The organism is Pedobacter sp. FW305-3-2-15-E-R2A2, assembly GCF_038446955.1.
In the GTDB taxonomy this organism is placed as follows: Bacteria; Bacteroidota; Bacteroidia; order Sphingobacteriales; family Sphingobacteriaceae; genus Pedobacter.
In genome coordinates, this window is the sequence record NZ_CP151803.1 from 6,608,498 (window position 1) to 6,621,409 (window position 12,912).

The following is a 12,912-nucleotide window of genomic DNA, read 5'->3' on the forward strand; positions in this document are numbered from 1 at the left end:
GAAAAATGAAAAGATTAACTTATATCCTTGCAGGATTGGCGCTGACCTTCAGTGCCTGTAATAATGAGAAGAAAGAAACCGCAAAAACTGCGGCAATGCCGATGATGATGCCAAGTTTCGAGACGGTTTCCATCCAGAAGAGCAACCCCAGGGTATCGTTAAAGCTGGCAGGAGAACTCCTTGCAGATCAGGAAACGGAATTGTACGCCAAGGTAAACAGCTATGTCCAGCAGATCAATGTAGACATTGGCTCAAAAGTAAGTGCAGGGCAGGTACTGATGGTATTGGAAGCTCCGGAAGTCCTCGCCCAACTGGCTACGGCAAAGTCTAAACTACATGCCCAGGAAGCCATCTACATTGCCACGAAAGCAAATTACGACCGGATGTTTGACGCAGATAAAACCGAAGGGGCAATTTCCAAAGACGCCCTGGATCAGATTACTGCAAAAAAACAAGCCGATGAAGCAACGGTAAATGCCGCAAGGTCTGTTTACAATGAGCTAAAAGCCATGAACAATTACCTGGTCATCCGTGCTCCTTTTAGCGGTACCGTGACCGACAGAAGTGTAGATCTGGGTGCTTATGTTGGTCCTATGGGTAAAGCTGCCGATAAGCCTTTGCTTGTCATCCAGAACAACCATAAACTTCGCCTGTCCTTATCCGTTCCTGAATCCAGCACTCCTTACCTCAATGTGGGAGATACGATCCGGTTTAGGGTAAAATCTGTTCCGCAAAAGATGTATGCAGCCAGGATCTCCCGCAAATCAGGCGCTTTGGATCTGAAATTACGGTCTGAAAAGATTGAAGCAGATTTCATGAATGTAGGCCAGGATCTGAAGCCATTAATGGTTGCAGAAACAAACATTCCCTTGCAAGCAGGACAAGCCACTTTCTTTATCCCCAAAACAGCTTTAGTAGATGCAAATCTCGGCATCTACGTGATCCGTGTTGAAAATGGGAAGACAAAGAACATCCCTGTTTCCAAAGGGCGCATGATGCCCGACAAGGTAGAGGTATTTGGCGAACTCAGTGAGGGCGACCATATCCTGCTAAAAGCAACTGAAGAAATCGAAGAAGGAACATCCATAAAAAAATAGAAATCATGAATACATTTAATCAATTATGCTGTACCCTGGCCTTATCCAGTGTACTCTTTGCCGCCTGCAATTCTACTGCTCAACCAGTAAATACCACAACAAATAAAGAAGTCGTAACCACAAAAGCAGCAGCACAAGTGGCTCCCGCAACCCTTACAAAGGGTCCTAAAAAAGGAAGCAGGGTGCTCAATAGTGAGGTCTGCATGGTAAATGACGCCTATATGGGGAAAAAACAAATTGAAGTTCCTTACAAAGGGGATATGTTTTATGGCTGCTGCGAGATGTGCGTAGAGCGTATTCCAAAGGATGAAACGGTCAGGATCGCGACCGATCCGCAAACGGGAGCAAAGGTAAATAAGGCAACCGCCTATATCATCCTGCTCAACGAAGAAGGCAGTGTCGCCTATTTTGCCAATGAGAAAAACTACAAAGATTTTGTAGCCAGTCATCAATAAAAGCGGAATAAGAAGACTTCTTAATTCCCTACCAGACAGGTACTATGTAAGCTGTACCTGTCTGGTCTTTTAATTCCGCTCTCCTGAGATCTCCTTGATCAAGGCATCACATTCCTGAAAAGCCTGATAAATATATTTATTCCGGTGTTTTTCCCCTTGCCCGCTAAAAGAAACCGACTTACGCATCAGACTTTGCATCCATGCTTTGGTTTGCAGACAATAATTAGGATCTTCTGTTTTCAAAAAGTTAAAGGTATTAAATCGGTTGAAACAGATTTTAGTCCCGTTCATTTCTGCCAGATAGGCAATGGTACCTAAAACATCGCAATTGTACCAGTTAAAAGTATGCGCTGCATCTATGGTCTTTTTACTGCTCATGGCATACATGTTCATATCCGTAAGGCAGTAGCGCAATTGTACCACCAGCTCCTCTGCTAAAGCATGATCGCTAATGTATCCCGCTTCATAAGCATACCTGATCTGTTCTAAACTCCCATGAATGCTGTTCTTAGCCCAGATTTCCGTACTCGGAATTTCCAGATAAATACGGCTTAATTCCTGGGCTATTGCCGTAATATTTTCCGTAACAAATGACCTTTCAAATTTCTGAGGGCTACTGCTCAGGCTCTCGAACCAGAAGAACAGCTTAAAGGCCGTAAGCTCCGGATACTTAAAAAGGTGGAACAGGGGAATATCATCTGTCACGATTGTCAGGTGTTTTTCTTTACAAGCATGGATCAGCTTGAGGTTAGTCAAAAGATCAAGAAGGTAATCTTCCATGTTTGGCTCCCCGCCTTCAATTTTTGGATAGCTGAAAGTTACCGTGGGCGTTTCGTCAGGTTGGTATACGATTGGTATCTTAAACGCATCCGCCAATTTCACCATTTGCTGAAGGGTAAGCGCACTCTTATTCCTGATTTTTTTATACGCTTCATTTAAACTGATATTTAAACAGTCGGCAATACTTTGGGCAGGATTCTGATAGGCTGGCAAAGTCAGCTTCAGGCGGTCAATAAAATTCTGTTGCATATTTGATCATCAAAGATTATTATTTAGAGCGATTGACCAGACTATTATTAGCTTTTCAAGCCAACTTCATACTTTAAGGTTATTCATCAAGTGAAACATCTCCTCATCTAAGATAACAATTAATCTTAAAGATTATTAACTAGACTACCGTGATCTTACAAGAATAATTGACCCATTATTTTGCTTCTACATTTGAGTTCACATAAACACGAAATCAAATGAAAATTAACATCATTTTAATCAGCATGGCATTCGGTTTAATCTTTGGAGGTAAAACCTTTGCTCAGGGTTCGGATTCCCTGGAGTTTGAAGAATACAACAACCTTTACATGGGAGCTGAGTTAGGCAAAAACAACAGCAATGTCAATATGTTGCAAGGTGGAATATGGCTGGAGTTGGGGAAAAACTATTATAAGATCAAGATCACTTCAGCAATTGAACCCAAGTATATGAAGAAGAAATATAGGGAAAAAACCATTCCTGAAATTTCAGATGCCAGTTTGATACTGGGAAGAAACTATACTTTTTTCAGGCATCAACGTGTCCATTTTGGAACAGGTGTATCCTTCGTTACACATGTAGTAAAAGGCAATAGCAAGGATCCGGAAACTTCAGATCAGGAAGAAAACTTTAAGCAGCGTTTTGCAATTGGCCTACCTGTGGAGCTCAGGTATAGCTTTAATTTTTCCAGAAACATTGCTTTAAGTTGTTCTGCACACGCAAATGCAAATCCGATCAAAAGCTTTACTGGTCTCTCTGCGGGGATTATGTTTGGCTTATTCTAAGAAAAGCAGCACCATCAGAGAAAAGCTCAGGTTGAGTTTTTCTCTGATTTTTCGGCCTCCCCACCTGCGACCATTGCGCTCAGACTATTTTTTTTCCTGGATGAAATAAACCCTACTGATCAATCCATGGGCAAGTTCATAAATGACTACCACTTCCGTCGCCACCCCTCCTTGATGGGTAATCACCCTTTCCTGGTCTATCACTTTATCATCAAATACAATCCGGTTTAAAATTTCCGCATGGAGGTTTGGCGAGTGGTCAAAAACATTCTGGTACAGTTTTTCTACTCCTGCAATTCCTTTAACCAATGGCTTGCTTTCCGCAAAATCAAAGAGCTGGATGTCATCCGCAAAGAAAGTCATCATTTTAACCAGATTCCGCTCATTATAGGCATTCACCTGAGCCTGAATTATTTCATCAATCCTCATTTATTTTTTATTATCTTAATTCGTTCAATATTATGAACTAAATTAAACTATTATTTACTAAGGAATGCCTGATAGATTAAATAAAATACATCAGTTGATAATCTCAACTTCCTTATGGAATTGGACCAATAACTCCATCTTCTTTTAAAATACAGACTTATGAAAGTTACGCTACGCCTCTCTTTTTTACTCCTCTGCTTTGTTTCCATTTATCAGAGTAGCTTTTCACAACAACCTACGGCAAACAATTATATGAAGGAATTCGATAAAATAGATTCTTTAGCCAGCATGGCCCAGGCCAACAAAGCTTTCCCCATTCTTGAGAAATTGATTAAACAAGCCAGAACGGAAGGCAATTCTCCCATGCTGGTAAAATCTGTGATGTACCGCATGCTATTTCAGAGCTACCTGAAAGAAAATGCTTTTGAGGAAATTCTGAATGACCTGCGGAGCGATATCAAACTGGCAAAGCAACCTGAAAAAAGCATTTTGCAATCCTTGCTTGCTGAAATGTATTGGAAGTATTACCAGGAGAACAGCTATCGCATTGCGAAACGGACCATGGTCCAAACGAAGCTCAGTGACGAGATCGGCACCTGGTCTATCCGACAAATCACTAATGAAACTGCGAAAACATACCTCAGCTCCCTTTCCGAAGCCAGCCTTTTACAAAAAATAAAGGTTGGAGTGTTAAATGATATCCTCATCGGCGACAGCAGTAACCGGGATTTAAGGCCTAGTCTTTATGATCTTCTAGCCCATCGTGCGCTAGACGTATTTATGAATCCCCAAATCGACATGACCAATACAGATATGGAGGGCATCAATTTCGATGATTCCATCTGGTTTGCAGACCATAAGACATTTTCAGCAATAAAGATCCCGCAGGCCGACAGCAGTTATTTCTCGGCAGAGGCGTTAAAACTATTCCAGCAACTGCTTAAAGTTCATGATCAGCCGAACAGTGCCGCAGCCCTGACAGAGATCGAACTTAAAAGATTAAAGTTCATCTATGGAAGAAGTGCTAATGAACAAAAAGACAGTCTGTATTTCCATGCATTGGAATCATTGGGAAAAACAACAGAAAGCAATCCATTATATGCAGATGTACTATTTCAGCAGGCTCAGATTTACAACAATGGAGGACAGCAAGACAGCAGCAAGCAAAATCTGATCAAGGCAATGGCCCTCCTGGAAAAAGCCATCAAAATGTATCCCGAGAGCCAGGGTGCGAAAAATGCGGCCAATTTAATCCGGGTCATCAAGACAGAAACCATAAAAGTCGAAATAAAACAGGCTAACCTTCCGGAACGCCCGATACGTTTTTTACTCAGCTACAAAAATATAGATACCGTACATCTGAAGCTTTATAAAATTTCTGCCACTGACGATGAGTCTTATCTAAATTTCGGTAACAAAGAGGCCTATCAGCTTTTTATTAAAAAAGAAAAGCCTTTCAGGACCTGGTCTGTTCCGGTCCCTTCCTTAAAGGATTATCAGGAGCATCACTTATCTGATCAGATGGAAGCGCTTCCAATGGGTAATTATTTGCTGATCGCCCAAAACACTTTCGATCCCAAAAAAGAGAAATATACCAATAGCCTCAATCAGTTTAGGGTCACTGCACTTGCAGTGGTCAGCAGAGGATTGTCTGAGGACTCACTGCAATATGTCGTTTCCAATAGTCTTAGCGGAAAACGTTTAAAAAACGCAACTGTCCTGGAAAAAAATGAGCGTTACGACAAAGGAGTATCAAAGTCATACAATAGCACTCCAATGAAAACAGATGAAAATGGCGTTGTAATTTCCAAGCCGAATCCGGATGTTCGAAAAGTGCAGATCAGTTATAAGGATGATACCCTGATGACCAATGCTTCAAACCGCTATTATTACTATAGAGAGGAGAGTGAGAAAAAACAGGTCATCCTCTTTACTGATCGCCCTATTTACCGCCCCGGACAGACCTTGTTTTATAAAGGACTTCTCATCGAAAAAGACGACACAAAAAATAGCATTGTAGCAGGACAACAACTCGAAGTCACCTTCGACGACGTAAATGGCGAAGAGCTGGAAGAGGTATCTGTAACCACCAATGAGTATGGTACATTTCAGGGCTCCTTTAGTATTCCTATGGGTAAAATGAATGGCAGCATGGAAATAAGCACCGATTATGGAAGCATTCAAGTACAGGTGGAAGAATACAAACGTCCGAGCTTTGAAGTTCTCTTTGATAAATCCACCCAGAAGTACAAACTGAACGACAGCGTATTGGTTAAGGGAAATGCAACTACCTTTTCCGGTTATGCAGTAGGTGCAGGAAAAGTAAAATATACCGTTTTCAGAAACAGCAGATTTCCTCACTACCTCTATGGCTCCAGAGGAGAATCGCCAAAGCAAATCGCCATAGGCCAAACGGAGACCAAAGCGGATGGTAGTTTTAGCCTTCAGTTCTTTGCAAGCACAGGTCAGCCAAAAGCAGAGCGGTATACCTATTCAGTGAAGGTAGAGGTGACCGATATTAACGGAGAGACCAGAACGGGAACCAAAGATATCAATGCAGGAGACAAAGACTTGCTTTTAGATGTAGCATTACCGCCGCAGCTCTTTTTAAGCTCAAAAGCAGATAGCATCCCATTTAGCATCACCAACCTGAACGGAGAACCCACTAAAGCGAAATTAAAAACAGAATGGTTTTTACTGGAATCTCCGGGAAGAATACCCAACAAAAATCCTTTTACAATTAGCCCGGAAAAATATACACTTTCCAAAACCGAATTTATTAAGGCTTTTCCAAATGAAGCTTATGCAGGAGATGATAACCCTATAAACTGGCCGGCAAAAAAGATCGACTTTACGCAAAACATCAGTGCCGAACAAGGAGAGGGAAACTTTAGCCTGAATGCAAAACAATTGAGCCCTGGTTTTTATAAAGTGAAGTTCAGTGCCATTAATGAAGATAAGGAGCGCATTGATCTGGAGAAAGTACTGCGCATTTACCATCCTGAAGCCAGTCAGATCCTGACAGAACAGGAATGGCTGATCGCAGAAAAAACCCAGATTTCACCAACTGAAAGTGCCATCTTCAGATTGGCAGGAACAACATCCTCCGGAACAGCTTATTACGAGGTCTACTACAAAAATAAAATTGTGGATAAAGTGTGGATAACCGTTTCAACCAAACAAAACATCATTAAAATAAGCCCGAGGGCAGAATTCCAGAACGACTTCGCTGTTCAGTTTACCCTTATTCAAAATGGTATTGTTTATAACTCCTTGCAGACAGTAAATATCATTGATCCCGAAAAAGCATTAGAGATTAATTTTCTAACCTTCCGGAATAAATTACAACCCGGTGAAAAAGAAAGCTGGAAACTACGCATCACGAGCAAAACAGGAGAAAAACAAATGGCAGAACTCGCGGCCACACTTTATGATGCATCGCTCGATGAACTTAATAACATGGACTGGAATGCTCCGCTGATCAATACTTACGACTATCATCGCTACTCCTGGGCATCAGAACGAAACAACCTTAGAACCGGACACAGACTCTGGTTCTTGGGTGACAATGATTATTATTTTTCCGAGATATTCCGAAAATATGAAGACCTGAATCTCTTTGGATATTACTATTACGGTGGCCACAATCCGGGCTACAGCAATTATCTGAATAAAATAAAAATCAGAAATATCTCTGAAGCAGGGTTTAAAAGGCTGGCAGAACTGCAAAAAGGAAACCTCCTCTATGGTGTAGTCACCGATGAAGAAGGCTATAGTTTACCTGGAGTAAGTGTAAAATCCGGTAAAGCAGCAGCGGTTACCGATGTATACGGCATCTATAAAATAAATGCAGCTTCCGGGCAGCAAATAGAATTTAAAGCGCTCGGGTTTAAAGCATTTACCGTAAAAGCAGGTAAATCAAAAAGACTGGATGTGAGCCTAAGGCCGGATGGCTCAGCTTTGAATGAAGTGGTCGTTGTGGGGTATGCAGCCCAAAAGAAACAAATGAAGACTGCCGCTTCCGTTCAGATACGCGGAATGTCTATGTTGAACGGAAAAGTTGCAGGTCTGGTTAGCGAGTCTGCCCCAGCTGCAGTTCAGGCACCAATGCCGGCGGTAGCTGCAGATGCCGGAGGCTATAATGACCCGGCAGCAAGCAAGGATAAAGGTCTGGAAAAGATAATACCGAGAACCAACTTCAATGAAACCGCTTTCTTTTACCCTCAGCTGCATACGGACAAAAACGGAGAGATTCAAATTGATTTCACCATCCCTCAATCTTTAACCCGCTATAAAATGATGGGCTTTGCACATACCAAAGACCTGAAAACAGCCAATATCAGCCGTGAACTCATTACTCAGAAACAACTGGCCATCTCCGCAAATGCCCCGCGCTTCTTCCGCGAGGGGGATACCATCTTGTTTACCGCCAAACTGAATAACCTGAGCGGAAAAGCATTAAAAGGAGAAGCCATGCTGGAATTAAGAGATGCAGTTACTAACAAAGTTATCCACATTACGGCTGCAGATGTTAAAGAAGCACAAAACTTTGAAGTCGCCAACAAAGGTAATGAGGTATTGAGATGGTCATTGCAAATCCCTTCAGGTATTGCAGCCATCACTTATAAAATAATCGCACAATCTGGCAAATATAGCGACGGAGAAGAAATGACCATTCCCGTACTGCCCAATGGTATGCTCCTTACGGAGACCATGCCGCTGAATGTACGTGGAAATACCAGCAAGAGTTTTAACCTGGAGAAACTGCTAAAATCAGGCTCCTCCAAAACCTTAAAAAATCAAAGCTTAGCTTTGGAATTCACCGCAAATCCAGTGTGGTATGCCGTACAGGCGCTTCCCTATTTAATGGAATATCCTTACGAATGTGCAGAACAAACCTTCAGCCATTTTTATGCGAACAGCTTTGCTACAGGAATCATCAACAGCGCTCCCAAAATAAAACAAGTCTTTACCCGCTGGCAACAGGAAAAAGATGAGGCAGCACTATTGTCTAATCTGGAGAAAAATCCGGAACTGAAGTCTATTCTCCTGGAAGAAACCCCATGGGTAAAAGATGCAGGTGAAGAAACCGCACGTAAGAAACGACTGGCCTTACTATTTGACCTGAACCGGATGACTTACGAGTTAAAAGGTAATTTTGAGAAGCTGGAAAACATGCAACATGAAAATGGTGCCTTCGCCTGGTTTAACGGAATGGCCGAAGACCGCTACATCACCCAACATATTGTTTTGGGTATGGGGCAATTAAAGCGGTTGAAGATGATAGATGAGAAAGCCTATCCTGGCTTTCCGAAAATGCTGAATAAAGCGATCATTTACCTGGACGAGAAGCTAAAGGATGATTTCCAGAGGGAAGTGTCGGGAAAAGGAGTGGCCTATCTCCCACTCCACTATTTGTATGCAAGGAGTTATACTGATCATAAGAACAACGATCCTTTCTTTAAAAAGGCAGTTGCTTATTATCTGAACAAACTGAAAAACAGCTGGAAAAGTATGGACGCATACCAACGCGGTCAGGCAGCTCTGGTGTTAGCCAGAAACGGAAATAAACCAGAAGCAATGAACATTGTCCGCTTCCTAAAAGAAAGTGCTCGTAAGAACGAAGAGATGGGCATGTATTGGGAGGACAACCGCAATGGCTGGTGGTGGTATCAAAGTCCGATTGAGACGCAATCATTGCTGATAGAAGTATTTGATGAAGTAGCCAATGATGCAGAATCAGTAGAAGAAATGAAAATATGGTTGTTAAAGAACAAACAGACCAACGACTGGAAAACTACGAAAGCTACTGCGGCCGCTTGCTATTCCTTACTTCTTCGCGGAACAAGTATGCTGGAAGAATCTGCAGCACCTGAAATCTCCATCGGAAATCAAACCCTTGCTCAGTTAGGCCTGGACGATGCGAAGAAAGAAGCAGGAACGGGTTACCAGAAACTGACCATTGCCGGTGAAAATGTAAAACCAGAGATGGGCAAAATTGAGGTTAAAAATAACAACAAAACCATCGCCTGGGGAGGGGTATACTGGCAATATTTTGAACAGCTGGATAAGATCACTTCCGCGGAAACCGGAGTTAAAATTAAAAAAGAACTGTTTTTACAGAAACAATCAGGCAAGGGCGATGTATTGACGCTGCTGAGTCCAACAAATGTATTGACCCCAGGCGACCTGCTCAAGGTCAGGATAGAAATTCGTGCCGACAGAGACATGGAATACATCCATTTAAAGGACATGCGTTCCTCAGGATTTGAACCGGTAAATGTGATTTCCACGTATAAATACCAGGACGGGCTGGGCTATTATGAAAGCACAAAAGACGCTTCCACCAATTTCTTTATCAGTTACCTCAGAAAGGGCGTATATGTGTTTGAATATGCTTTAAGGGTAAGTCATGCGGGGAACTTCTCCAATGGAATTACCAGTTTGCAGTCGATGTATGCTCCGGAATTCAGCAGCCATTCTGCAGGAATAAGGATTACGGTGAAACCTCAGTAAACAAAATATCAGCTGTCTGAATCTATTTCAGACAGCTGATATTTTATTATTGCCCAAATTCAAATTACAGGCTAAGTTCAAAATCCAGGATCTCTTTCTCTTCTCCATTCACAATCACCGACAATTGTTGTAACCCGGGATAAAACGTTCTGGTCGTGATCAATTTAAAACTTTGCTTCCGCGATATCTTTACTTTTTCATTTGCCTGGTAGACTTTCTCGCTGATCTTGAATACCTTTTTTGACAAGCTGCCGTTTTGTCTCCGGTAATACAATCCATACTCTAAGCGGATGGTTTGTTCTTTTTGTTCCTGATTGTGGAGGTAATAAGAGAAATGCAAATCACCCCCAATCGGAGTTACCGGCGTTGAAATCTTAAATTCAGTGATCTGAATGTCTTTACTCTCCAGGCCATAATGTTTTAATATTTCCGGATGTCCTTGCTTCAGCAATGTCCTGGAACCATGCTTGATGATGGCATCCGTTTCTTTATGCAACCCTTTCCATCGTTTTGCCATCTCAATAACAATATCCGGATTATCCTTGGCAATGTCATTGATATGGTTCGCCACACTCCTTCTCACCCATTCTGAAGGATCATTTTTCAGGTTTTCCAACAGTGGTAAAACTGGAGCTGGATTCTTTTTAAGCTCAGGTAAAGCCATCGCCCATGGCAGTCTCGGCCTTGTACCCTCGCTCGACAAACGTCTTACCTTATGGTTTTCATGAAAGGACCATGCCGTCATCTGCGCTAGCATCCGATCACCATATTTCAGAATAAAAGGCCTTACGGAAAACTCACAGCTCACAAACTGGGTAATGAATTCAATCGCTCTCACAGAGTTTTCATAATCATTCATTCCATAGGTCTCTATATAATCCGGAAGAAACATAAATGCCAGTCCGTCTTCTCCGCTGTTGTTTTTCCGTAACCCGGTAATGATATCAAAAAGCAGGTCTACCCTTTTCCCATAGTCTTCCGGAAGAAAGGGATGTAATACCTGAGCCGTATGCTTCATCCTTGCCTTTAGTTCTTTATTTTCAAAATCTTTATCAAAGATCTGACTGATAAATTTCTCTTTATCAAAAGAAGGAACGGTTTGCAGAAGGACATCAGATAATCTATCGTAAAATGCCGGGGAATATATGTCTTTAAGAAGGCTACTCATAATCGTTTTTTTTAATGTCGTTAAGCTGCGGTTACTTTGTTTCTGATTTCGCGCATTCCCCGGTGGTAATACTTTTTCATCATTTTATTCAAATGACTACTATCCGTAAACCCCAGTTCATTTGCGATTTCTTTAAATGAATTGGAGGTTAGTGCTGCACGGGCTTCTGCGATTTTCAACTTCGATCTGAGGATATAATCGCGAAAGCTTTCATTAGCATTTCTTTTAAAATATTTACTAAAATAGGTTTCAGAAATATGGAAACGAGAGGAAATCCCCTCTACACTCACTTTCTCCTGATCCAACAGATTAAAATGAATGAAGTGAAGCATGTTAACAAACCGTTTATCAGAAAAAGACCGTCCATGAAGCAATTGTTTTTCAATATTACTGGAAATGATCACCAAAATAGAAACCAATAGATTCTGCACTAAAAATACCGAACAATTGTTGTCGCTATAATGTTCTGAAACGATAAGTTCCAGGATTTGCTAAAGGTTTATTTTAACTGGTAAGCCATGACCGTCTTTTTATAAAAAGTAGGGATGTAGACGATCTTTTTCACTGGATCATATCCGATATCCGCAGTATTCTTCTTTTCTAAATGAGTATCGAGTAAAAGATCGATTTTCCCATCGGCATAAACATAATATACATATCCTCCCCAGCTGGAACAGAGAAAGTCGCCATTTCCGATCGGCTCCAGACCATCTCCTCCATTTGGCAATTCTGCGATCTTGCTGATCTTCTTGTCTGCATCGGCTTTCAAAAAGCTTTTCCCACCAAGGATATACAGGTCTTCGCCAATTGCTTTTAAGCCATTTACCCCATTGATGCTGTCCAGGTATATGGAAGGAACATCATTCTCAATCTTATAAATTCTTTTAGTTCTGGAATCCGAGACATAAACAATGCCTTTGTCGCTCACCGTAATGTCATTCAGAAATTTGGTGTTTTCTATCGCAATTTTGCGAAGTACTTTTCCTTTGGCAATGTCAATCACCACCACATCGGTCAGGTCCGCAGCATACATCAGGTTGCCAAATGTGGCCAGGCCTTTCGGGGAATTTAGTCCTGAAATCCAGTTGAGGTCGATCACTTTGCCGTCAGGTTTTATTTTTCCAATCCCGCCAATTCCGTCCTTATCATTTGGGTTATTTCCCATAATAGATACATATAGCACTTTACCTTTCAAATCAGGTAAAACAGATTCAGGAAGATTTACAACACTGTCAGTTTCCCAGAGTTTCAACAGGCTATGTTGTGCTTTCAGCTGCAAAGACAGTGTAATGATTAAAATGAGAGAGAAATACTTTTTCATCGGAATATATTTGGTTGTTATTGGTTTTCAAAGGGTATCAAGAGCTCACAGCCCGGTTTAAAGGTTACGAAGCGATCAGGATCTCAATAGTTCATTTTGTACGCTAAACTGT

General features: G+C 41.6%; 9 protein-coding genes. 4 read left to right on the plus strand and 5 right to left on the minus strand.

The genetic code is table 11. The annotated features are described in order from the left end of the window. The first annotated feature begins 5 nt into the window (after positions 1-5). Positions 6-1,097, plus strand: a complete 1,092-nt coding sequence (locus tag AAFF35_RS26840) for an efflux RND transporter periplasmic adaptor subunit (protein WP_342329551.1) — start codon at positions 6-8, stop codon at positions 1,095-1,097. A 5-nt stretch (positions 1,098-1,102) separates the two neighbouring features. Next, positions 1,103-1,552 (plus strand): hypothetical protein, encoded by a 450-nt coding sequence (locus AAFF35_RS26845; protein WP_342329552.1) that lies wholly within the window; start codon positions 1,103-1,105, stop codon positions 1,550-1,552. A gap of 69 nt (positions 1,553-1,621) precedes the next feature. Here the strand turns inward: AAFF35_RS26845 and AAFF35_RS26850 are convergent, their stop codons facing one another. Then, positions 1,622-2,581, minus strand: a complete 960-nt coding sequence (locus AAFF35_RS26850) for a hypothetical protein (protein ID WP_342329553.1) — start codon at positions 2,579-2,581, stop codon at positions 1,622-1,624. Between the two features lie 218 nt (positions 2,582-2,799). Between AAFF35_RS26850 and AAFF35_RS26855 the strand changes: the two genes are divergently transcribed. Then, positions 2,800-3,366, plus strand: a complete 567-nt coding sequence (locus tag AAFF35_RS26855) for a hypothetical protein (protein ID WP_342329554.1) — start codon at positions 2,800-2,802, stop codon at positions 3,364-3,366. A gap of 84 nt (positions 3,367-3,450) precedes the next feature. Here the strand turns inward: AAFF35_RS26855 and AAFF35_RS26860 are convergent, their stop codons facing one another. Continuing rightward, positions 3,451-3,795, minus strand: a complete 345-nt coding sequence (locus AAFF35_RS26860; protein ID WP_342329555.1) for a nuclear transport factor 2 family protein — start codon at positions 3,793-3,795, stop codon at positions 3,451-3,453. A gap of 159 nt (positions 3,796-3,954) precedes the next feature. Here AAFF35_RS26860 and AAFF35_RS26865 point away from each other — a divergent pair, with 159 nt between their 5' ends. After that, on the plus strand, positions 3,955-10,311 hold the full coding sequence (locus tag AAFF35_RS26865; protein ID WP_342329556.1) for an MG2 domain-containing protein: 6,357 nt from the start codon (positions 3,955-3,957) through the stop codon (positions 10,309-10,311). A gap of 64 nt (positions 10,312-10,375) precedes the next feature. On the opposite strand, the gene AAFF35_RS26870 is transcribed toward AAFF35_RS26865, so the two are convergent. The 3 genes from AAFF35_RS26870 to AAFF35_RS26880 form a co-directional block, all read right to left on the minus strand. Beyond that, positions 10,376-11,479 (minus strand): DNA alkylation repair protein, encoded by a 1,104-nt coding sequence (locus tag AAFF35_RS26870; protein WP_342329557.1) that lies wholly within the window; start codon positions 11,477-11,479, stop codon positions 10,376-10,378. 20 nt (positions 11,480-11,499) lie between these two features. Continuing rightward, positions 11,500-11,811, minus strand: a complete 312-nt coding sequence (locus AAFF35_RS26875) for a helix-turn-helix domain-containing protein (RefSeq protein ID WP_342329558.1) — start codon at positions 11,809-11,811, stop codon at positions 11,500-11,502. Positions 11,812-11,978: 167 nt separating this feature from the next. Further along, on the minus strand, positions 11,979-12,800 hold the full coding sequence (locus AAFF35_RS26880; protein WP_342329559.1) for an ATP-binding protein: 822 nt from the start codon (positions 12,798-12,800) through the stop codon (positions 11,979-11,981). Positions 12,801-12,912: the final 112 nt, after the last annotated feature.